The sequence below is a fragment of the Martinezella lusitana genome (assembly GCF_014207095.1).
In the GTDB taxonomy this organism is placed as follows: Bacteria; Pseudomonadota; Alphaproteobacteria; order Rhizobiales; family Rhizobiaceae; genus Rhizobium; species Rhizobium lusitanum_B.
In genome coordinates, this window is record NZ_JACHBG010000001.1 from 560924 (window position 1) to 581921 (window position 20998).

The 20998-nt window shown below is 60.3% G+C and carries 20 protein-coding genes; 9 read left to right on the forward strand and 11 right to left on the reverse strand.

From position 1 onward, the window contains the following. Positions 1–56: 56 nt before the first annotated feature. Both GGD46_RS02735 and GGD46_RS02740 read right to left on the reverse strand, forming a co-directional pair. On the reverse strand, positions 57–578 hold the full coding sequence (locus tag GGD46_RS02735) for a hypothetical protein (protein WP_184701570.1): 522 nt from the start codon (positions 576–578) through the stop codon (positions 57–59). Further along, on the reverse strand, positions 575–1123 hold the full coding sequence (locus GGD46_RS02740) for a CGNR zinc finger domain-containing protein (RefSeq protein WP_184701572.1): 549 nt from the start codon (positions 1121–1123) through the stop codon (positions 575–577). The genes GGD46_RS02735 and GGD46_RS02740 overlap by 4 nt, the downstream gene beginning before the upstream one ends. 65 nt (positions 1124–1188) lie before the next feature. Between GGD46_RS02740 and GGD46_RS02745 the strand changes: the two genes are divergently transcribed. Then, positions 1189–2085 (forward strand): branched-chain amino acid ABC transporter permease, encoded by an 897-nt coding sequence (locus GGD46_RS02745; RefSeq protein ID WP_184701574.1) that lies wholly within the window; start codon positions 1189–1191, stop codon positions 2083–2085. 2 nt (positions 2086–2087) lie between these two features. On the opposite strand, the gene GGD46_RS02750 is transcribed toward GGD46_RS02745, so the two are convergent. The 5 genes from GGD46_RS02750 to GGD46_RS02770 form a co-directional block, all read right to left on the reverse strand. Beyond that, complete coding sequence (locus GGD46_RS02750) at positions 2088–2555, reverse strand: molybdenum cofactor biosynthesis protein MoaE (RefSeq protein WP_184701576.1); 468 nt, start codon at positions 2553–2555, stop codon at positions 2088–2090. A gap of 139 nt (positions 2556–2694) precedes the next feature. After that, positions 2695–2949, reverse strand: coding sequence for a molybdopterin converting factor subunit 1 (moaD, locus tag GGD46_RS02755; protein WP_184701578.1), 255 nt, complete (start codon positions 2947–2949; stop codon positions 2695–2697). Further along, a complete protein-coding gene (gene pgsA, locus GGD46_RS02760) occupies positions 2949–3536 on the reverse strand; it encodes a CDP-diacylglycerol--glycerol-3-phosphate 3-phosphatidyltransferase (protein WP_184701580.1) in 588 nt (195 codons plus the stop codon). The genes moaD and pgsA overlap by 1 nt, the downstream gene beginning before the upstream one ends. Before the next feature lie 208 nt (positions 3537–3744). Beyond that, complete coding sequence (gene uvrC / locus GGD46_RS02765) at positions 3745–5787, reverse strand: excinuclease ABC subunit UvrC (RefSeq protein ID WP_184701582.1); 2043 nt, start codon at positions 5785–5787, stop codon at positions 3745–3747. Next, positions 5784–6551: an SDR family oxidoreductase gene (locus tag GGD46_RS02770; protein ID WP_184701584.1), complete on the reverse strand. Its 768-nt coding sequence runs from the start codon at positions 6549–6551 to the stop codon at positions 5784–5786. The genes uvrC and GGD46_RS02770 overlap by 4 nt, the downstream gene beginning before the upstream one ends. 364 nt (positions 6552–6915) lie before the next feature. Between GGD46_RS02770 and GGD46_RS02775 the strand changes: the two genes are divergently transcribed. Further along, a complete protein-coding gene (locus GGD46_RS02775; protein ID WP_184701586.1) occupies positions 6916–7548 on the forward strand; it encodes an outer membrane protein in 633 nt (210 codons plus the stop codon). A gap of 130 nt (positions 7549–7678) precedes the next feature. Here GGD46_RS02775 and GGD46_RS02780 read toward each other — a convergent pair whose 3' ends face one another. Then, positions 7679–8275 (reverse strand): glutathione S-transferase, encoded by a 597-nt coding sequence (locus GGD46_RS02780; protein ID WP_184701588.1) that lies wholly within the window; start codon positions 8273–8275, stop codon positions 7679–7681. 92 nt (positions 8276–8367) lie between these two features. Continuing rightward, positions 8368–9219: a 23S rRNA (adenine(2030)-N(6))-methyltransferase RlmJ gene (locus tag GGD46_RS02785; RefSeq protein ID WP_184701590.1), complete on the reverse strand. Its 852-nt coding sequence runs from the start codon at positions 9217–9219 to the stop codon at positions 8368–8370. Positions 9220–9300: 81 nt separating this feature from the next. Here GGD46_RS02785 and GGD46_RS02790 point away from each other — a divergent pair, with 81 nt between their 5' ends. The 3 genes from GGD46_RS02790 (at position 9301) to GGD46_RS02800 (ending at position 13331) form a co-directional block, all read left to right on the forward strand. Beyond that, positions 9301–11424: a molybdopterin-dependent oxidoreductase gene (locus GGD46_RS02790; protein ID WP_210325431.1), complete on the forward strand. Its 2124-nt coding sequence runs from the start codon at positions 9301–9303 to the stop codon at positions 11422–11424. Beyond that, entirely contained in the window at positions 11421–12014 is a 594-nt protein-coding gene (locus GGD46_RS02795) for an NUDIX domain-containing protein (protein WP_184701594.1), read from the forward strand. Before GGD46_RS02790 ends, GGD46_RS02795 begins: the two co-directional genes overlap by 4 nt. 147 nt (positions 12015–12161) lie before the next feature. Next, on the forward strand, positions 12162–13331 hold the full coding sequence (locus GGD46_RS02800; RefSeq protein ID WP_184701596.1) for an alpha-D-ribose 1-methylphosphonate 5-triphosphate diphosphatase: 1170 nt from the start codon (positions 12162–12164) through the stop codon (positions 13329–13331). Positions 13332–13334: 3 nt separating this feature from the next. Here the strand turns inward: GGD46_RS02800 and purN are convergent, their stop codons facing one another. After that, positions 13335–14006, reverse strand: a complete 672-nt coding sequence (purN, locus tag GGD46_RS02805) for a phosphoribosylglycinamide formyltransferase (RefSeq protein ID WP_184701598.1) — start codon at positions 14004–14006, stop codon at positions 13335–13337. Continuing rightward, complete coding sequence (gene purM, locus GGD46_RS02810) at positions 14003–15076, reverse strand: phosphoribosylformylglycinamidine cyclo-ligase (protein WP_184701600.1); 1074 nt, start codon at positions 15074–15076, stop codon at positions 14003–14005. Before purM ends, purN begins: the two co-directional genes overlap by 4 nt. Before the next feature lie 223 nt (positions 15077–15299). Between purM and GGD46_RS02815 the strand changes: the two genes are divergently transcribed. The 4 genes from GGD46_RS02815 (at position 15300) to ppx (ending at position 20953) form a co-directional block, all read left to right on the forward strand. Next, a complete protein-coding gene (locus tag GGD46_RS02815; RefSeq protein WP_184701602.1) occupies positions 15300–16430 on the forward strand; it encodes an AI-2E family transporter in 1131 nt (376 codons plus the stop codon). Positions 16431–16432: 2 nt separating this feature from the next. Continuing rightward, positions 16433–17146, forward strand: a complete 714-nt coding sequence (gene hdaA / locus GGD46_RS02820) for a DnaA regulatory inactivator HdaA (RefSeq protein ID WP_184701604.1) — start codon at positions 16433–16435, stop codon at positions 17144–17146. Positions 17147–17222: 76 nt separating this feature from the next. Next, entirely contained in the window at positions 17223–19421 is a 2199-nt protein-coding gene (locus tag GGD46_RS02825; RefSeq protein ID WP_184701606.1) for an RNA degradosome polyphosphate kinase, read from the forward strand. 11 nt (positions 19422–19432) lie between these two features. Then, positions 19433–20953 (forward strand): exopolyphosphatase, encoded by a 1521-nt coding sequence (gene ppx, locus GGD46_RS02830; protein ID WP_184701608.1) that lies wholly within the window; start codon positions 19433–19435, stop codon positions 20951–20953. Positions 20954–20998 lie beyond the last annotated feature (45 nt).

Sequence of the window (20998 nt, forward strand, 5' to 3'; positions counted from 1 at the left end):
ATCGCTGAACGATTTGAATTGACTGTGAAAGAGCCGGGATCGCATCCCGGCTTTTTTCATGCCGGGCAGGCCGCATCCTTCCCATAGTCGGTGCTGCCGTCTCCCTTGAAGACATCGGGATTGGCGGTGTAGGCGGGGCCGACCACCAGCGGTTTCGTCGGTAGCACCGTCTGATCGAGATCGGATTTGACTTCGGTCTTGATCGTCTGAAGCGTCTTGTCGCTGGCATCCACCAGCTTGATCGAGACGGAATAGGGGCGATCCTTGCGCACGCAGCGCAGATCCGGACTTTCCAGCGTGATCTTGTCCCAGAAGGAGTAGATCTTCTCGTGGATGACGAGCGGATCGCCACCTGCCGGATTTTCGAACTCCGCAACCGCCGTCGTACCATCGGGGATCGGGGCGATCTTCTTCAGCGTGATCATATAGGTCGCGCTCGCCACGCGGTAGTTGAATACGAAGATGCGGCCGGTGAGTTCGGTCGGCCCCTGGTCGTCCTTCCTCTGACAGCCGGACAGCGCCAGGCCGGCGATCGCCCCCGCGCCGATGGCAGTCAGCATGATCCTTCGCATTGTCATGGTGCAGTCTCCTCCTTCTTGCGCCGGTAGTGCCGGCTGGCCTTGGCACGGTTGCCGCAGACCGCCATGTCGCACCATGCACGGCTCTTGTTCTTGCTGCGATCGATGAAGAGCCAGCCGCAGTTACGGCAGATTTTCATCCGTTCGGGATCCGGCATGGCGATGAGCCGCAGCGCCGAATGCACCGTCGCGGCATCGAGGCCATCGGCTTGAGCGTGCCTCAAAACCCTCGCCAATGCGGTAAGCAGATCCGCAAGCAGCGCGTCGGCATCCTCGCCGAGGACGCGCGCTCGGAAATAGCGGTCGATCGTCTCGCGCAGCGCGATGAACTCCGCCCTGTTTTCCCGTTGCACCGGCAGAATGTTGCCGAAGAGTGCCCGCTCGGCACAGAAGTTGGCGGCCGCCTTCGGGAAGCTCTCCATATGCCCTGTCGCCTCGAAGCGATCGGTCCGGCGCTCGTCGTCATGGCGCAGGATCACGCTGTTGGCGACATCGAGCGCAAGCGCGCCCCCGGAAAAGCGATGTGGAGTCCAGGAAAAGGTCATGACAAAAATTATAACTGGTAAAATTCATTTTGCCAGTTACTATTTGTTGGTTCCCGGAGGAGTGGATGGCATATCTTCTGCAGCAATTGGCGAATGCCGTTCCCATCGCTGCACTTTATGCGGCGCTGGCCTTCGGTTATTCCATCGTCTTTGGCGTCATGAAGCGGGCCGACATCACCTATGGCGCGCTCTTTGCTTTCTCCGGTCAGATGCTCGTGCTTTTTACGGATGTCGGCTATACGAGAATGTACCTCATCCTGCCCGCTGCTTTCGCCTTCGGTGCCGGCGTCTCGGCGGCCTATACGCTCGGCACCAGCTTTCTTGTCGGTCGCACGATCATGTTGCCTCTCTCGCACAAATCGCCGAATACGATCATCGTCGCAGCGCTCGGCATGATGATCATTCTGATGGAAACCGCCCGGCTGGCCTCGAATACGCGCGGCATCTGGTTGCCGCCCTTTCTGAACCGCGCGATCGTTTTCTGGGAGAGTGGCGGCTTTCAGGTGACCCTGACCGAAATCCAGTTGCTCAACACGGTGCTGATGCTCCTTGTCATCCTCGCGGGCGCCCTTGTCCTCAAATGCACGGGGTGGGGCCGCATCTGGCGCGCCGTGACCGATGATGCTCTCGCCGCCGAGCTTTGCGGCGCGAGCGCCAATCGCGTCTTCCTGATTGCCTATCTGGCTTCCGCGCTGGTGGCGACCGTCTGCGGCCTGATGGCCACGTCCTACTACGGCACGATGGATTTCGGGGCGGGGCTGATGTTCGGACTGAAGGTGCTGATGATCGCGGCGGTTGGCGGCTATTCCGATCCGCTGAAATCGGCGGGCGGCGCGGCGCTGCTCGGGCTGTCCGAGACCATGTGGGGCGCCTACGGTCCGTTCCTGTGGCGCGACTTCGTCATGTTCTCGCTGCTTGTGCTTTTGCTGGTGCTGAGCCGACGGGAAAGGGTCGCCCCCTGAGCCTATTTGTCGCCCGTCCACTTGGCGCGAGCCGCATCATCGGCATCCTTGGCTGAAACCCAGCCACCTTCCGTGCCGTCGTTGCCATGCTCTTTCTTCCAGAAGGGTGCGGAGGTCTTCAGGAAGTCCATAACGAAATTGGCGCCGTCGAATGCGGCTTGCCGGTGGGATGCTGCGGCGATGACCAGCACGATGTTTTCGCCCGGCTCAATCTTGCCGTAGCGGTGGATGGCCGTCAGACCGAGAAGTTCGAAGCGTTCGATGGCAAGATTGGAGATACGGGTAATCTCAGCCTCCGCCATGCCGGGATAATGTTCGAGTTCGAGCGCGCCGAGCGTGCCGCCTTCGTCACGGCAAAGGCCGGAGAAGGTTACGACCGCGCCGATATCGTGCCGGCCATTCGTCAGCCGGTCGATCTCCGACTGGAGGTCGAAATCTTCGCGCTGAACTTTGACGAATGGTGAAATCATCGCATTTCCTTGATTGCCCGCTCCAAACAGATTGAGGAGTCTCCCGCTCCTTCGCTTTGGCACCCTGAGCCAGTCGAAGGGCGTTCGTCGCTGCAATCGCTTCACTGGATCGATTGCTCGGGCGCCGCCTGACCGCTCCTCATCCTCCCGTCATCGGCGGGAAAAGGCCTATCTCCCGTGCACCGGCGATAGGTTCGTCATGATCGGCATGCTCCATGTTGATGGCAACGCGGATAGCTTCGGGGAATTGAAGTGCCGCCTCGTATTCTTCGCCCAAGCTCTTCAAATGACCCAGAAGATCGCCGACGGTCACGACTTCGGCGGGAAGGGAAATTTCTTCTTCCGCTTTGCCGATCCGTTCACGCACCCAGGCGAAATAGACGAGCTTCGTCATTATTCCTCATCCACGACATGCTTCAGGCCGGCACGGAAATAATCATAGCCGGTGTAGATGGTCAGCAGCGCTGCAACCCAGAGCAGCGCGATGCCAATTTCCGTCGTATAGGGTAGCACCTTGTCGCCTGCCGGCCCAGCCAGCAGGAAGGCGATGGCCACGAGCTGGGCAGTCGTCTTCCATTTCGCAATGCGCGTCACGGGAACGCTGACCTTCAGCGCCGCCAGATACTCGCGCAGGCCCGAAACCAGAATTTCGCGGCAGAGGATGATGATGGCGGCCCAGAGCGACCAGCCGGCGATCGTGCCATCGGCCGCGACCAAAAGCAGGATCGCGGAGACCAGCAGCTTGTCGGCGATCGGATCGAGCATGCGGCCGATATTCGAGGTCTGGTTCCAGATGCGCGCGAGGTAGCCATCAAGGAAGTCGGTGATCGAGGCGATGATGAAGATCCACAGAGCAACCCAGCGCGCGAAGTCAGATCCTTCCAGCTTGCCTTCGATGAAGAAGCACAGAACGATCAGCGGCACGCAAATGATGCGGCCATAGGTGAGCAGGTTGGGGATGCTGTAAGCGCGCGAAGCCATGGAATCGTTTCGTCTCGTTTGTCTCGGCGGTTTCGGTGAGCCTTTATTCAAGCCTCATCTCGTCACAGCCATTTGATTGGGCATGATCTGATCCAAAAACCGTCTCGCACTTTTTGGGGTCATGCTTAGATGATGGTTTGACTAGCTTATCGTCAACATTGTTTCTGTTTTTTCACCGCTATTGCGTGGAATTTGCGACCGCGATTTTCTATTTCGCGGCGTCCTCGTGGAAATGGTTATAGACTTGCCGCGCTACACCCTCCGATATGCCTTCGACGGCCATCAGATCGGAGAGGGCGGCGCGTGAAACGGCCTTGGCGGTGCCGAAATGCTGCAGCAGCGCCCGCTTGCGCGAAGGGCCGATGCCGCCGATCTCGTCCAGCGGGTTCTTCACCATTTCCTTCTTGCGCCGGGCGCGGTGCGAGCCGATGGCAAAGCGGTGGGCCTCGTCGCGCATGCGCTGAATGAAATAGAGCACCGGGTCGCGCGGCGGTAGCGTGAAGCTTTCGCGCGAGGCAGCAAAGAAACGCTCGCGCCCGGCATCGCGGTCGACGCCTTTGGCGACGCCGATGGCAATGACGCTGTCGGTAATCCCGAGTTCCCCCAGGATGGCGCGCACGGCCGTCATCTGCCCCTGGCCACCGTCGATGAGGATGACATCGGGCCAGGCGGGGAAGGGCTGGTCGGCGGCGTCCGCGCCGGAGGCTTCCGCCGCGGCGTTGCGGTCGGGCTTGCCTTCTTCCTTCAACAGGCGGGAGAAGCGCCGGGTCATGACCTCGCGCATCATGCCGAAGTCGTCGCCCGGCGTGATGTCGGTCGATTTGATGTTGAACTTGCGATACTGGCCTTTGACGAAGCCTTCCGGCCCAGCCACCACCATGCCGCCGACCGCATTCGTCCCCATAATATGGGAGTTGTCGTAGATCTCGATGCGCTGCGGCACGTAGGGAAGCCGGAACGTTTCCTTGAAGCCTTCGAGCAGCCGCGATTGCGATGCCGTTTCCGCCAGCTTGCGGCCATGCGCCTCGCGGGCATTGGCGACGACATGATCGACCAGATCGCGCTTCTCACCGCGCTGCGGCACCAGGATCGCCACCTTGTGCCCGGCCTTCTCGCCAAAAGCCGCCGCAAGCAGATCGATTTCCTCAACCGTTTCCGAAAGCAGGATCTGCCGCGGCACCGGCTTGTCGTCGTAGAACTGCGCCAGGAAGGCATTCAACACTTCGGCGCCCGAAAGCGACGGGTCGGCCTTCGGGAAATAGGCACGGTTGCCCCAGTTCTGCCCGGTGCGGAAGAAGAAGACCTGGATACAGGAAATGCCGCCCTCGTGGTGGATGGCGAACACATCGGCTTCCTCGACGCCGGCCGGATTGATGCCCTGGTGGCTCTGCACATGCGAAAGCGCAGCCAGCCTGTCTCGGAAGACGGCGGCGCGTTCGAAATCCAGATCCTCGGCCGCGGCGTTCATCTCCTCGGCCATATGCGCTTTGACGTTCTGGCTCTTGCCGGAGAGGAAGTCCTTCGCCTCCTGCACCAGTTCCGCATAGCCTGCATCGCTGATCTCATGCGTGCAGGGCCCGGAACAGCGCTTGATCTGGTAGAGCAGACAGGGCCGCGTGCGCGTTTCGAAAACGCTGTCGGCGCAGGTGCGGATCAGGAAGGCGCGCTGCAGCGAATTGATGGTGCGGCCGACGGCGCCAGCTGACGCGAAAGGGCCGAAATAGTCGCCCTTGCGGGCGCGGGCGCCGCGATGTTTGAAGATGGCCGGCGCGCGCTGATCGCCTGTGATGAGAATATAAGGAAACGACTTGTCGTCTCGCAGCAGCACATTGAAACGTGGTCGCAAGCGCTTGATCAGATTCGCTTCCAGCAACAGCGCTTCGGTTTCCGTGCGGGTGGTTACGAACTCCATGTTCGCGGTTTCGCGTACCATGCGGGCGATGCGGTTGGAATGCACCCGGCCCATGGCATAGTTGGCGACGCGCTTCTTCAGGTTCCGCGCCTTGCCGACATAGAGTACGTCGCCGGCCTCGTTGAACATGCGGTAGACGCCGGGATTGTTTGGCAGCCGCTTGACGAATTCGGCGATCAGTTCCGCGCCGCGAAGTCCGGTCTCGTTCTTGCCGCCCTCGTTCCAGTCGACGGGCGCAACGGGGGAGGCGGCGGCATCGCCCTCAACCTCGATGTCGTCTTCGATATCATCCGATTCGTCGTAGAGAATGCCGCCGTCAGGCAGCTTTCGTCCGTTCATTCCGCACTCTCCGCCACGTCAGGCGTTTCCCAGGCAAGATGCTGGCCGCCATCGAGCGCTATCATTTGGCCCGTGATCGATGGCGTGTCAAAAAGAAAGCGGACCGTGCGGCCGAATTCTTCGAGCCCCGGCGCCGCCTTCAATATGAGGCCGTCGATCTGCGCCTGAAAGTCCTCCTCGGTCTGCCGCACGCTGCGCACGGTCGGGCCGGGGCCGATCGCATTGACGCGGATGCGGGGCGCAAAACTCTGTGCCATCGTCTGCGTCGCGGTCCAAAGCGCCGCTTTCGACAGAGTATAAGAGTAGAAGCGCGGTGTGAGGGCCCAGACACGCTGGTCGACCACGTTTACGATGAGGCCCTGATAGGGTTCAGGCAATTGCCGGACGAAATCGGCGGCAAGGATAGACGGGGCGCGTACATGCACCGCGAAATGCGCCTCGAAGGCTTCTGCATCGAAATGGCCGGCGGAATCACCGAGAAAGGCTGAGGCATTATTGACCAGCAGATCGAGCGGACCGAGTGCATCTGTAGCCCTTTTGACAAGGCTTGACGTCTCGTCCAAATTTTGCAGATCAGCCTTGATCGCAATTGCCTTTCGGCCCTTTTGCTGCAATTTCGCCACAATTTCCGCTGCCTCGGCGAAGGATTGATTGGCATGCAGCGCCACGGCAAAGCCATGAGCCGACAAATCCTCTGCGATGGCCCGGCCTATTCTTTTTGAGGCGCCGGTTATCAATGCCGTGCGTAGTTTTTCCTGGCCCAAGAGATCGCCTTTAGCTCGTAGTTACCTGACCGGTGATCATATAGGGCTTCGATACACCATATGAAAAGGTGCCCAGGCAGATAACGTTCTTGAAGTGATTTATGTAAAGCTTGAGATGTATTTAGATTAAAATAAGTATACACGCTTTAACCATTGGTTATGGTTAACAATTCATCTGTTGCGGTGAAGCAACATCGAAATTCAGCCATGTCTGTGCCACAATGATATCATATTTTGGCTCTTCCAATTCCTCATTTGCACTCCAATTTCGACCTCGATCCGGGAGGGATTTGTTTTAATTGCTCGTGACGCTTCGAAGTCAAAGACAGTAGATGAGGCACACGGGACTGATAAGGAGAAAAGTATGCGTACTCTCGTAACGACCCTCATGGTCTCCGCTCTCGCCCTCGGCGGTTTCACTGCGGCTCACGCTGCCGACGCCGTTGAGCAGATTCCGCAGCCGCCCGTCGCACAGGACGTAGCTCCGCCGGTCAACAACTGGTCTGGCTTCTACATCGGTGGTGCAGGCGACTGGAACAAGGGCCACTTTACCCGCAACGGTAACGCTTACGGCTTCGGCGGCCAGGCTTTCACCGGCTACAACTGGCAGCAGGGCCAGATCGTATACGGTGTTGAAGCTGACCTCGGCTACTCCGGCGCTGACGCTACCCGCAACGGCCTGACCGCCAAGAACGGCGTCAACGGCTCTGTCCGCGCCCGTCTCGGCTACGACTTCAACCCCTTCATGCTGTACGGCACGGCCGGTCTGGCACTCGGCCAGAACAAGCTCTCCGACGCTACCTCGTCTGAAAGCAGAACGGCAGTTGGCTACACCGTCGGTGCTGGTGCTGAAACCTTCATCACCAACAACATCACGGCTCGCCTCGAGTACCGTTACACGGACTACGGCAAGAAGACCTTCAACCTCGACTCCGGCAGCTTCTCGCGCGGTTACGACGAGCAGAGCGTCAAGGTCGGTATCGGCGTCAAGTTCTAATTACTTGCCGATATGGAATGAAGAAAGAGCCGAGAGGAAACTCCCGGCTCTTTCTGTTTGAGCACTATGCCAAAGGCGATAACGGCGTCCGATCTCGTCGTGCCGCCGTACCGATGCACTCGATGAGATTTTACTGAGCGCGTGGCTTCATCGCTTGATAATCCGGGAAATGCTTCTCGAACTCACGCTCCCACTCGATCAGCCCGGTAAAGTCCGCTTCCCACTGGCCCTCGAAGCGCAGGTGCAAATAGCCGATGAGGGCGGCGAATGCGAAATGCCCAGCATGCAGTTTCTTGCCGATCTTCGGCGGCTCGGCGTCGAGATGGGTGAGCGCGCGCGCTACCTTCGTCCACTGCCGGTCGATCCAGGGCTGGTGCTGCTTTTCAGGCTCGCGAACGCGCCGTTCGTAGACGATCGACAAAAGGCACTCGTTGGTACCGTCGCATAGCGCTTCCAGAACCTCGACTTCCGTGCGTTTGCTTTTCTTGGTCGGATAGAACTTGCCCTTGCGCCGGTGGAAGTAATGCATGATCGCGCGGCTGTCGAAAATGGCGTCGCCCTCGTCGGTCAGCAGCGTCGGGATCTTGCCGAGCGGATTGTTGTCGATGAGGAGCGATGGCCCGGCATTCGTATCGACATGGATTTCTTCAAGCTTGATGCCGAAATGGCGCGCCGCCATGCGCACCTTGCTGGAGAAAGGGGAGGCGGGCGCGCAGAGAAGTCTCATGGATCACCTGTGGATGTGCTGGAGCCTGATGAAAAAAGTGTAAGCGGTTTTCGGACGACGTCCCGCTCCGCCTATTTGATTCTAGAGCGAATTCAATGTTCGCCGCGCAGCCAGAAGGCGCGCTGCGAGGCGAAGCGGTCCTGCGCCAGCATATCCTTCAACGCGGGCAGCAGCGCATGTAGCTCATCTTTCAACGTGAAAGGCGGATTGACGATAATGAGGCCTGAGCCGGTAAGCCCGGTGAAACCGCGATCGCTTTTGATGGTCAACTCGGCACAGAGCATCTTCGGAATTTCGAGCGCCTGCAATGCTTCATGAAACTGCTTGATCGGCGCATCCTTCTTGATCGGATACCAGAGGCAATAGGTGCCGCCAGGAAAACGGCGCCAGGCTTTCGCCAGGCCGTCGACCAGTCGTTCATATTCGCCTTCCTCTTCGAAAGGCGGGTCGACGAGCACGATACCGCGCTTTTCCTTCGGCGGCAGATGCGCGCCAAGCGCCAGCCAGCCGTCCAGCTCGGTGATGCGGGCGTGATGATCACCTTCGAACAGCCGGTGAAGCCGCTGAAAATCGTCCGGATGCAGTTCCATGGCCGAAAGCCGGTCCTGAGGCCGAAACAGCATGCGGGCGAGTTTCGGCGAGCCGGGATAGAGCCGGACGCCGCCTTCTGGGTTCAGCTCGCGAATGGCGGTGAGATAGGGCTCCAGCAGTTCGGCGACCTGCGGCACGAGTTCCGCCTCCAGCACCCTGCCGATGCCGTCGCGCCATTCGCCCGTCTTCTGCGCCTCTTCCGATGAGAGATCGTAAAGCCCGATGCCTGCATGCGTGTCGAGAACGCGAAAGGCCTTGTCCTTATTCTGCATGTAGCGGACGAGGCGCGCGAGAACGGCGTGTTTCAAGACATCGGCAAAATTGCCCGCGTGGTAGATGTGCCGATAGTTCATCGTCGTTGAAGTCCGCATGAATTGTTGAGATGGGCCGGATTGTCTCTAGTGGCCGGTCCCTGCTTGAAATATACAAACCTCATGAACATTGCGACCCCCATCCAAGCCAAATCGCGCATCGGCCACACCGCCTGTCCGCACGACTGTCCCTCGACCTGCGCGCTGGAGGTCGATCTGACTGAAGACGGCAGGATCGGCCGGGTGCGCGGTGCCAACGACCACTCTTACACGTCAGGCGTCATCTGCGCCAAGGTCGCGCGCTACGCCGAGCGCCTCTATCACCCCGATCGGCTGATGAAGCCGTTGCGCCGCGCCGGCGCCAAGGGCGAGGGGCGCTGGCAGGAACTTTCCTGGGACGACGCGCTTAACGAAATCGCCGAAGCCTTTGTGAGGGCGGAAGCCAAGGATGGCAGCGAGGCGATCTGGCCTTATTTCTACGCCGGCACGATGGGCTGGGTGCAGCGCGATTCCATCGAGCGGCTGCGCCATGCCAAGCGCTATTCCGGCTTCTTCTCGTCGATCTGCACCAATCCGGCCTGGACCGGCTTCACCATGGCGACGGGCGTCCTGCGCGGTCCCGATCCGCGCGAGATGGGCCGTACCGATTGCGTCGTCATCTGGGGTACGAATGCTGTGGCAACCCAGGTCAACGTCATGACCCATGCGGTGAAGTCCCGCAAGGAGCGCGGCGCCAAGATCGTTGTTGTCGACATCTACGACAACCCGACGATGAAGCAGGCCGATATGGCGCTGATCGTCAAGCCGGGCACGGATGCGGCGCTTGCCTGCGCCGTCATGCATATTGCCTTCCGCGATGGCTATGCCGACCGCGCCTATATGGCCAAATATGCCGATGATCCCACAGGCCTCGAAGAACATCTGAAGGCGAAGACGCCGGCATGGGCGGCAGATATCACCGGCCTTTCGGTCGACGAGATCGAAACCTTCGCCAAGCTCGTGGGAACGACGAAGAAGACCTACTTCCGCCTCGGCTACGGCTTCACCCGCCAGCGCAACGGCGCGATCGCCATGCATGCGGCAGCGTCGATCGCCACCGTTCTCGGCTCGTGGCAATATGAAGGCGGTGGCGCCTTTCATTCGAACAGCGATATCTTCCGCATGGACGCGAGCGAACTGACCGGCCGAGCCATGAAGGATATGGATATCCGCATGATCGACCAGTCGCAGATCGGCCGCGCCTTGACCGGCGATGCCGTGGCGTTGCGCCATCGCGGTCCTGTCACGGCCATGCTGATCCAGAACACCAATCCGGTGAACATCGCGCCGGAACAGCGGCTGGTGAAGCGCGGTTTCGCCCGTTCCGATCTCTTCGTTGCCGTACACGAGCAGTTCATGACCGATACAGCCGAGATGGCGGATATCGTCATCCCCGCCACCATGTTCGTCGAGCATGACGACATCTACCGCGCCGGCGGCCAGAACCACATCCTTCTCGGCCCGAAGCTTGTCGAGCCGCCGCCAACCGTGCGCAGCAATCTTTTCGTCATCGAGGAACTGGCCAAACGCCTTGGCATCGCAGATCGTCCGGGCTTCGGCTTCTCTGCCCGCGAGATGATCGACAGGGTTCTATCGAGAAGCGGCTTGCCGGATTACGATTATTTTCTCGAGAACAAATGGTTCGACCGCCAGCCCGATTTCGATGATGCCCATTTCATCAATGGGTTCGCCCATCCTGACGGCAAGTTCCGCTTTCGTCCGGATTGGACCAACCAGCCGGCGCCGAATCGCCCACCTGCCTCTGTCGGCCTACTTGGGCCGCACGTCGAGTTGCCGGAGTTTCCGGATCAGGTCGATGTCATCGAGGTGGCTGATCCCGAGCATCCGTTCCGGCTTGCGACTTCGCCATCGCGCAACTTCCTGAATTCGAGCTTTTCGGAAACCAAGACCTCGCGGCAGAAGGAAGGTCGTCCCGAAGTAATGATCAATCCGGCCGATGCCGAAGCGCTTGATATTGCCCCTGGCGAACTGGTTCGCGTCGGCAATGGAAGAGGCGATATTCGCATCCATGCCCGCGTGACGACGGAAGTGAAGCCGGGCGTCCTGATCGCCGAAGGCTTGTGGCCGAATAAGGCCCATGTCGATGGCGAGGGCATCAACGTGCTCACCGGCGCCGATCCGGTCGCACCCTATGGCGGCGCGGCTGTCCATGACAACAAGGTATGGCTCCGTAAGGATATGGCATGACTAAATTCGAAAAGGCGAAAGCCGAAATCGCCGGCGAAAAGACACTGGCGGATCAATGGACGCGGCTGAGCAGCTTCGATCTCGACTACACGGATTCGCAGGGCGAAAAGCACCGCCTGAAACGCGAAGTCTATCATCGCACACCGGCCGCCTGCATTCTGCTTTATGATCCCAAGCGGGAAACGGTGGTGCTCGTTCGGCAGTTCCGTCTGCCGGCCCAGCTTACAGGCGAACCTGCCTGGATGCTGGAAGTGCCCGCCGGCCTGCTTGACGGCGACGATCCGGAGGCAGCCATCCGCCGCGAGGCCATGGAAGAGACCGGCTTTCGCGTGCGCGACGTCCGCTTCCTTTTCAAGGCGCTGACGTCTCCAGGCGCGATCACCGAGATTCTCCACTTCTTCGCCGCCGTGATCGATACATCCGACCGTATCGCCGAAGGCGGTGGGCTTGCCGAGGAGCACGAGGATATCGAGGTTCTGGAGGTGCGCCTGTCTGACGCGATGGCAATGATCGAGAGCGGCGATATCTATGACGCCAAGACGATCATGCTGCTGCAATGGGCAACGTTGAACGTCGCGACTTTGCGATAGAGGCTGAGTGATCGGGAGCTTTGGTGAAAACTCAGCTCCTCATTCATCACAATGTCACGAATCGAGCTTACCGGGGCGTGCTGGCCGGAAACATTCGAATGTTTCTGCGCCTCCTTCGATCATGGACGTTGTTTCAGGAGAAAGCCGATGTGGCTCAGCAATTTCACGCTCGTTCTTCCCAATGAAGTCGTCGAAAATGGCGCGGTGCGCGTCGAGGACGGCGTGATTGCCGAAATCCGCTCCGAGCCGGTGGAGGGGCCGACCTTCGATGGTGGGGGTCGCCTGCTGATGCCCGGCTTCGTCGATCTGCACTGCGATATGATCGAGCGCGAAATCGCACCGCGGCCGAATGCAATGATGCCGATCGATTTCGGCATTCACGAGCTGGACAAGAAGTTGGCGGCAGCCGGCGTCACCACCGCCTTCGCGGCACTCTCCTTTGCGACCGAAAGCGTCTACGGTCATGTCCGTTCGCTCGAAACCACCTCCGCTGTTATCCGCGGTATCGGCAGTCTGCGCGATGAACTCCTGATCGATCATCGCGTCCATGCCCGCTACGAAATCACCAATCTCGGCGCAGCTCCGACCCTGGAGCGGTTGCTGGAGGAGGGCTCCGTCGACATGGTCTCCCTGACCGACCATACGCCGGGGCAGGGCCAGTATAACGACATCGAAAGCTACATCCGCAGCATGTCCGAGCGTCGCTCCATGTCTCGTGAGGCGGCCGAAGACATCGTGGCGACACGCATCGCGCAGCGTCAGGATCCGGAGATCGAACGCAAGCTGCACGACGTCGTAGCACTATCGCTGAGGCATAAGCTTTCGCTGGCGTCGCATGACGACGACAGCGCCGAGAAGGTGGCGGCGATGCACGATCTCGGCGTGACGATCAGCGAGTTTCCCGTCACTGGCCCGGCTGCCGAAGAAGCATGCCGCCGTGGTCTCTGGACGCTCATGGGTGCGCCGAACGCGCTACGCGGCCAGTCGATGTCCGGCAATCTCAGCGCACTGGATGCGGCCCGCGCCGGCTTGCTTGGCGTTATCGCAGCCGACTATCACCCCGCCGCCTTCGTGCCGGCGATCTTCAAGGTTGCGGATGTCGCAAGCGGTGGCCTGCCGGCGGCAGTCGCGATGGCAAGCTCGAATGCTGCCCGCTCGGCCGGTCTGATGGATCGCGGTGAAATTGCTGTCGGTCAGCTCGCCGATCTGGTCACCGTCGAACCCGGTTCGGTTCATCGCATCCGCGCAACCTTCCGTGGCGGCCGCATTGTCTATAGCGACGGCACGCTGCATCCGCTGATGGCAATGGCGGCTTGAAAGCTAGCTCGCGTCACCAAGCAGTGACACGATCTGCCGCCCCTGGGCGGCAGATGTCTCGGCGAGGCTCACGGCCTTGCCGTCTTCCATCCTGACTTTGCCTTCCGCCACCAGCCGCAACGACTGCGGATAGATCTGGTGCTCGACCGTGAGGACCCGGGCGGCGAGGCTGTCGGCGGTGTCATTGTTCAGCACTGGCACCACGGCCTGGCCGACGACGGGGCCTTCATCCATGCCCTCGGTGACGAAGTGCACAGTGCAACCGGCGACGCGCATCCCGGCGTCGATGGCGCGCTGATGCGTGTGCAGGCCGGGGAAAAGCGGCAGCAACGACGGATGAATATTGATGATCCGCCCTTCGTAGGCCTGGATGAAGCGGCCGGAGAGCAGCCGCATATAGCCGGCGAGGCAGATTATGTCGGGGGAGAGGGCTTCCAGCTGTGCAAGGATCGCCTCTTCATGGGCTTCCTTGCTGGCAAACTCCTTGCGCACGAACGCGAAGGTGGCAATGCCTTCCGCGGCTGCTTTCGCAAGTCCGCCGGCATCCGCCTTGTCGGAGATGACGCCGACGATCTCGGCCGGGTAGTCGGCCTCCGCCGTTGCCTTCAAAAGCGCCAGCATGTTGGAGCCGCCGCCCGAGATGAAGACGACGACGCGTTTGCGCGGCGTGGTCATAGAGCCAGCGTGCCCTTATAGACGGTGCCGTGCGCGCCTTCTTCGCGAGCGATCATACGGCCGAGCGTAACGACCGCTTCGCCTTCGGCCTCAAGCGCGGCCTTCACGGTCGTGACGTTTTCCGGAGCGACGACGACGATCATGCCGATGCCGCAATTAAAGGTGCGCAACATTTCCTTGGCTTCGACACCGCCGACCTTGGCAAGCCATGAGAAGACCGGCGGCACCTTGACGGCCGTCAGATCGATTTCAGCAGCCAGATGCTTCGGCAGCACGCGCGGAATGTTCTCCGGGAAGCCGCCGCCGGTGATGTGGGCGAGCGCCTTCAGTGCATGGGTTTCGCGGATGGCCTTGAGCAGCGGCTTCACATAGATGCGTGTCGGTGTGAGCAGCGCTTCGCCCAGCGCCTTGCCTTCGGCGAAGGGAGCCGGTGCATCCCAGCCGAGGCCGGAAAGCTCGACGATCTTGCGCACCAGCGAGAAGCCGTTGGAATGAACGCCTGACGAGGCGAGGCCGAGAATGATGTCGCCTTCGGCAATATCGCCTGACGGCAGCAGCTGGCCGCGTTCGGCTGCGCCGACGGCAAAGCCCGCCAGATCGTAATCACCATGCGAATACATGCCCGGCATTTCCGCCGTCTCGCCGCCGATCAGCGCACAACCCGCATCGCGGCAGCCGGCAGCAATACCGCCGACGATCGCTGCACCCTGATCAGGATCGAGCTTGCCGGTGGCGAAGTAATCGAGGAAGAACAGCGGCTCTGCGCCCTGGACGACCAGATCGTTGACGCACATGGCGACTAGGTCGATGCCGACCGTGTCGTGATAGTTCGCGTCGATCGCGATCTTGAGCTTGGTGCCGACGCCGTCATTGGCAGCGACCAGAACGGGATCGGTAAAGCCTGCGGCCTTGAGGTCGAAGAGGCCGCCGAAGCCGCCGATTTCGCCGTCCGCACCCGGCCGGCGCGTCGAACGGACGGCAGGCTTGATCTTTTCGACGAGCAGGTTGCCGGCATCGATATCGACGCCCGCGTCGCTATAGGTCAGACCGTTTTTTCCAGACTGGCTCATGCTTCCGCCTCCGATGGCCGCCTGTCCATTATGACAGGGCTTTCATCGGGTCGCCATTGCATGATAGGGGCCGTTATGCAAGGCGCAAGCGCCGCAAACACCGCGATTTTCCCCGCTTCCCATCGTCTGGCGCAGATTTCCGGCCTCAGGCTTGACCATAATTGCGGCATCATCCTATGTCCTAAGCACAACAGCAGGTGGGCCGGAAACAACGGGGAAGTCGATGGAGCAAAAGGTCAGCGGGGCCAGCCTCAAGCGCCAAGTTACGTTCTGGGTGATCGTATTCGTCGCTTTTGTCAGCTTTCTTTATGTCTTCAGCACTATTCTGCTGCCGTTTATTGCCGGCATGGCCGTCGCCTATTTTCTCGATCCCGTTGCAGACCGGCTGGAGCGGTTCGGCCTCAGCCGCCTCATGGCGACGGTGGTGATCCTCTTTTCTTTCCTGCTGATCTTCGCGCTGGCGCTGACGATCTTCATTCCGATCATCATCAACCAGTTCAACGATTTCATCCAGCATATTCCGTCTTATGTGCAGCAGATACAGCAGCTGATCGCCAAGGCGCAGACGATGGTGCTGCCCGACTGGATCCGCAATCAGCTCGGCGCGATCAAGGATAATTTCTCCAGCATCATGTCCGAAGGGTTGAGCTTCGTCGGAGGGTTGTTTGCGCAGCTCTGGAGCTCCGGCAAGGCGCTGGTCAATGTGATCTCGCTGCTGGTCGTCACGCCGGTCGTCGCCTTCTATATGTTGCTCGACTGGGACAGGATGATTGCGAAGGTGGATGACTGGATCCCACGCGATCACGTCGCGACCGTCCGCCAGATCGCCCGCGAGATCGACCAGGCCATTGCCGGCTTCATCCGGGGACAGGGCTCGCTCTGCATCATTCTTGGCGTGTATTACGGCGTCGGCCTCTCGCTCGTCGGCTTGAACTTCGGTCTTCTGATCGGCCTGTTCGCCGGCATGATCAGCTTCATTCCCTATGTCGGTTCGATGGTCGGCCTCGTTCTGGCCGTCGGCGTTGCGCTCGTTCAGTTCTGGCCCGACTATCTCTGGGTCGGCCTGACGCTGGTCGTCTTCTTCACCGGCCAGTTCCTGGAGGGCAACGTGCTGCAGCCGAAGCTCGTCGGCGAAAGCGTCGGCCTGCATCCGGTCTGGCTGATGTTCGCCCTTTTCGCCTTCGGCGCGCTCTTCGGTTTCGTTGGGCTGCTCATCGCAGTTCCGGCTGCCGCGGCCTGTGGTGTCCTTGTCCGCTTTGCCCTTTCGCGGTACCTTCAGAGCGAACTTTACCACGGACGCTCGGAGGCGGGCAGGGCGCGCAGAGCCAAGGCCGGCAAACCCGAGAATAACTAGACATGACCGACGCAAAGAATGCTGATTTGAGGCGCAGGGCCGCCGAACAGCTGCCCTTGGCCTTTACACACGATCCGGCTAGCGGCCGCGACGACCTGCTGGTTGCTGACCCTTTGACTGCCGCGGTGAGGATCGTCGATTCCTGGCCTAACTGGCCGTCGCCTGTCGTCATACTGGCCGGTCCGGTCGGTTCGGGAAAATCGCACCTTGCCAGCATCTGGAGCGAGCGATGCGACGCGACTCCGATTCATCCGGTGGTGGGGTCCGATGCCGCAGTCGCGGCTGCGAACGGCCCGGTCGTCTTCGAGGATGTGGATCGGCTGGGGTTTGACGATACTGAACTTTTCCACGTCATCAACAGCGTCCGGGAAAACGGCACCAGCCTTTTGATGACGAGCCGGCTTTGGCCGATGTCCTGGCCGGTGACGCTGCCCGACCTGCGTTCGCGTCTGAAAGCGGCGACCGTGGTCGAGATCGGCGAGCCGGACGAAGAATTGCTGTCGCAGATCATCGTAAAGCTCTTCGCCGACCGCCAGCTTTATATCGATGACAAACTTGTCCTTTATATCGTCAACCGGATGGAGCGCTCCATGAATGCAGCGCAGCTGATCGTCGACCGTCTGGACAGGCTGGCGCTGGGGCGGGGGACAAGGATCACACGCGTATTGGCTGCAGAAGTGCTGGACGAGCTAGGGAGTGCTTCTCGGCCAGATTGAGTTGATACCGAACTGTCACAGTTCCGTCGTCAAACTGATATACGTGGCACAGGATTAGATAGAGGGTAGGTGGAACATGGACTCGGCACTCACGGAACATCAGGACGCCAGCCAGGGAGCTTCGGAGGAGGCCGCGATCAATCCGTTGCTGACCAGCCCCGAACGCTTCATCAACCGCGAATTTTCCTGGCTGCAGTTCAATCGCCGCGTCCTTGAGGAAACGCTGAACACGGCGCATCCCCTGCTGGAGCGTGTGCGCTTCCTCTCGATCTCTGCTGCCAACCTCGACGAATTCTTCATGGTGCGTGTTGCCGGCCTCGAAGGCCAAGTCCGCCAGAAGATTTTGGTGCGCACGCCGGACGGCAAGACGCCGGCCGAGCAGCTAGACGATATCCTGCGCGAGATCGACAACCTGCAGATGGAGCAGCAGGCTTCGCTCGCCGTCCTGCAGCAATATCTCGCCAAGGAAGATATTCTGATCGTCCGCCCGGCCGCTCTTTCCGACACGGATCGGCAGTGGCTCCATACCGAGTTCGAACAGGCGATCTTCCCGGTTCTGACGCCGCTCTCCATCGACCCGGCGCATCCGTTCCCCTTCATTCCGAACCTCGGCTTCTCGATCGCGCTGCAGCTGAAGAGCATGAACGGCCGCGAGCCGATGACGGCACTGCTTCGCCTGCCGCCGGCTCTTGACCGCTTCGTCCGCCTGCCGGATGCGAGCAATGTCATCCGCTACATTACGCTCGAAGATGTGGTGAACATATTCATCCACCGGCTCTATCCCGGCTATGAAGTGCAGGGCTCTGGTACGTTCCGCATCATCCGCGACAGCGATATTGAAGTCGAGGAAGAGGCCGAAGACCTGGTGCGTTTCTTCGAGACCGCATTGAAGCGGCGCCGCCGCGGCTCGGTGATCCGCATCGAGACCGATTCCGAAATGCCGCTCGAGCTTCGCCAGTTCGTGGTGGAATCGCTGAACGTGCCGGAAAACCGCATTGCGGTTCTGCCCGGCTTGCTGGCGCTCAATACGCTGTCTGAAATCTGCAAGGCGCCGCGCGACGATCTGCGCTTCGAGCCCTACAATGCGCGATTTCCTGAGCGTGTCCGCGAACATGCGGGCGATTGCTTCGCCGCCATCCGCGAAAAGGACATGGTGGTCCACCACCCCTACGAGTCCTTCGACGTGGTGGTCCAGTTCCTTCTCCAGGCTGCTAGGGATCCTGATGTTCTGGCGATAAAGCAGACGCTTTACCGCACGTCGAACGACAGCCCCATCGTTCGCGCGCTGATCGATGCCGCCGATCTCGGTAAATCGGTTACGGCACTGGTGGAATTGAAGGCCCGCTTCGACGAAGAGGCGAACATCCGCTGGGCGCGCGATCTGGAGCGCGCCGGCGTTCAGGTCGTCTTCGGCTTCATCGAACTCAAGACGCATTCGAAGATGTCCATGGTCGTGCGCCGCGAAGACGGCAAGCTGCGGACCTATTGCCATCTCGGCACCGGTAACTACCATCCGGTCACCGCCAAGATCTATACCGACCTCTCCTACTTTACCTGCGATCCGAAGATCGCCCATGACATGGCAAATATCTTCAACTTCATCACCGGCTATGGCGAGCCGGAGCAGGACATGAAGATCGCGGTTTCGCCTTACACGCTCCGTACCCGCATCCTCCAGCATATCGAGGGCGAGATCGAGCACGCCAAGAACGGCCAGCCGGCGGCGATCTGGATGAAGATGAATTCGCTCGTCGATCCCGAGATCATCGACGCGCTCTATCGTGCCAGCAATGCGGGCGTCGAGATCGACCTCGTCGTGCGCGGCATCTGCTGCCTGCGTCCGCAGGTGCTGGGTCTTTCGGAAAAGATCCGCGTCAAGTCGATCATAGGCCGCTTCCTCGAGCATAGCCGTATCTTCTGCTTCGGCAACGGTCAGGGCCTGCCGTCGGAGAAGGCGCTGGTCTATATCGGCTCGGCCGACATGATGCCGAGAAACCTCGATCGTCGCGTCGAAACCTTGGTGCCGCTCACCAACAAGACGGTGCACGAGCAGGTGCTTTCACAGATCATGCTGGGCAATATCATTGACAATCAACAGAGCTACGAGATATTGCCGGACGGTACTTCAAGGCGCATGGAAGTGCGCCAGGGAAAAGAGCCATTCAATGCGCAGCAGTATTTCATGACGAATCCCAGCCTTTCCGGCCGTGGTGAAGCCTTGAAATCCAGTGCGCCGAAACTGATCGCTGGGCTGTTGTCGGGCCGCAACAAATAAACTGGACCTGCATGGTTGAATCAGAAGCCCAGGGGCGCCTTCCCGGTATTGCCCCTGTCTCCGTTGTCGATATCGGATCGAATTCGGTCCGTCTCGTCGTCTATGAAGGCCATTCGCGGTCTCCGACCATTCTTTTCAACGAGAAGGTGCTTTGCGGCCTCGGCAAGGGCATAGCGCTGACCGGAAAGATGGATGAGGAAAGCGTGGCGCGGGCGCTTGCCGCCTTGCATCGCTTCAAGGCGCTCTCCGATCAGGCTCGTGCCTCGACCATCTATGTGCTCGCGACCGCAGCGGCTCGCGAGGCCAGCAACGGCCCAGAATTTATCCATCAGGCCGAAACGATCCTGCAACGTAAGGTGCGGGTACTCTCGGGCGAGGAAGAGGCGCGCTTTTCCGCGCTCGGCATCATCAGCGGCTTCTTCCATCCGGATGGTATCGCCGGCGATCTCGGCGGCGGCTCGCTGGAATTGATCGACATCAAGGATCGCGAGTTCGGCAAAGGCATCACGCTGCCGCTCGGCGGCCTGCGCCTGTCCGAATATGCCGGCGGCTCGATCGAGAAGGCACGCGGCTTCGCGCGCAAGCACGTCAAGACGGCCAAGCTTCTGAGCAAGGGCGAGGGCCGTACCTTCTACGCCGTTGGCGGCACATGGCGAAATATCGCCAAGCTGCACATGGAAATCCGCAAATATCCGCTGCACATGATGCAGGGCTATGAAGTGCAGCTCGACGAGATGCTGCGCTTCCTGGATCAGATCGTCGAATCGAAAGATTCGAAGGATCCGGCCTTCCAAGCCGTTTCCAAGCATCGCCGTTTGCTGCTGCCGTTCGGTGCCGTCGCCATGCGCGAAGTGCTGACGGCCATGAAGCCATCAATCATTTCCTTTTCCGCACAGGGCGTGCGCGAAGGCTATCTCTATTCGTTGCTGACGGAGGCGGAGCGCCATAGCGATCCGCTGCTGGTCGCAGCGGGAGAGCTCGCCATCCTGCGTGCCCGTTCGCCGGAGCATGCCCGCGAGCTTGCGGATTGGACCGGTCGCATGATGCCGTTCTTCGGGATCACCGAGACGGAGGAGGAGAGCCGCTATCGCCAGGCAGCATGTCTGCTCGCTGACATCAGCTGGCGCGCCCACCCCGACTATCGCGGCCTGCAGGCGCTGAACATCATCGCCCATACCTCCTTCGTCGGCATCACCCATGCCGGCCGCGCATTTGTGGCGCTCGCCAACTATTATCGCTTCGAAGGCCTGCATGATGATGGTGCGACCGAGCCGCTGGCTACCATCGCCACGTCGCTATACATCGAGCGCGCCAAGCTTCTCGGCGGTCTGCTGCGCGTCGTCTATCTGTTTTCGGCGTCGATGCCGGGCATAGTGCGCAACCTGTCATTCCGTCGCTCGGCTAACCCGGATCTGGATCTCGAATTCGTCGTTCCGGCTGAATATCACGATTTTGCCGGTGAGAGGCTGGACGGGCGGCTGCAGCAGCTCGGCAAGCTCACGAACCGCCGGCTGGCCTTCTGCTTCGAATAAATCTGCCTGCTTTCGCAGGTTCAGAGCCTCTCCCCGCGCAGCAGG

Excerpts from the sequence above, each read along its gene's own strand:
- GGD46_RS02785 (WP_184701590.1), bottom strand. The coding sequence starts at position 9,219 with ATGAACTATCGGCACATCTACCACGCGGGCAATTTTGCCGATGTCTTG.
- moaD (WP_184701578.1), bottom strand. The coding sequence starts at position 2,949 with ATGACGAAGCTCGTCTATTTCGCCTGGGTGCGTGAACGGATCGGCAAA.
- GGD46_RS02775 (WP_184701586.1), top strand. The coding sequence starts at position 6,916 with ATGCGTACTCTCGTAACGACCCTCATGGTCTCCGCTCTCGCCCTCGGC.
- GGD46_RS02815 (WP_184701602.1), top strand. The coding sequence starts at position 15,300 with ATGGAGCAAAAGGTCAGCGGGGCCAGCCTCAAGCGCCAAGTTACGTTC.
- purM (WP_184701600.1), bottom strand. The coding sequence starts at position 15,076 with ATGAGCCAGTCTGGAAAAAACGGTCTGACCTATAGCGACGCGGGCGTC.
- GGD46_RS02740 (WP_184701572.1), bottom strand. The coding sequence starts at position 1,123 with ATGACCTTTTCCTGGACTCCACATCGCTTTTCCGGGGGCGCGCTTGCG.
- GGD46_RS02780 (WP_184701588.1), bottom strand. The coding sequence starts at position 8,275 with ATGAGACTTCTCTGCGCGCCCGCCTCCCCTTTCTCCAGCAAGGTGCGC.
- uvrC (WP_184701582.1), bottom strand. The coding sequence starts at position 5,787 with ATGAACGGACGAAAGCTGCCTGACGGCGGCATTCTCTACGACGAATCG.
- GGD46_RS02795 (WP_184701594.1), top strand. The coding sequence starts at position 11,421 with ATGACTAAATTCGAAAAGGCGAAAGCCGAAATCGCCGGCGAAAAGACA.
- GGD46_RS02745 (WP_184701574.1), top strand. The coding sequence starts at position 1,189 with ATGGCATATCTTCTGCAGCAATTGGCGAATGCCGTTCCCATCGCTGCA.
- GGD46_RS02825 (WP_184701606.1), top strand. The coding sequence starts at position 17,223 with ATGGACTCGGCACTCACGGAACATCAGGACGCCAGCCAGGGAGCTTCG.
- GGD46_RS02790 (WP_210325431.1), top strand. The coding sequence starts at position 9,301 with ATGAACATTGCGACCCCCATCCAAGCCAAATCGCGCATCGGCCACACC.
- hdaA (WP_184701604.1), top strand. The coding sequence starts at position 16,433 with ATGACCGACGCAAAGAATGCTGATTTGAGGCGCAGGGCCGCCGAACAG.
- ppx (WP_184701608.1), top strand. The coding sequence starts at position 19,433 with ATGGTTGAATCAGAAGCCCAGGGGCGCCTTCCCGGTATTGCCCCTGTC.
- GGD46_RS02800 (WP_184701596.1), top strand. The coding sequence starts at position 12,162 with ATGTGGCTCAGCAATTTCACGCTCGTTCTTCCCAATGAAGTCGTCGAA.
- pgsA (WP_184701580.1), bottom strand. The coding sequence starts at position 3,536 with ATGGCTTCGCGCGCTTACAGCATCCCCAACCTGCTCACCTATGGCCGC.
- GGD46_RS02750 (WP_184701576.1), bottom strand. The coding sequence starts at position 2,555 with ATGATTTCACCATTCGTCAAAGTTCAGCGCGAAGATTTCGACCTCCAG.
- GGD46_RS02735 (WP_184701570.1), bottom strand. The coding sequence starts at position 578 with ATGACAATGCGAAGGATCATGCTGACTGCCATCGGCGCGGGGGCGATC.
- purN (WP_184701598.1), bottom strand. The coding sequence starts at position 14,006 with ATGACCACGCCGCGCAAACGCGTCGTCGTCTTCATCTCGGGCGGCGGC.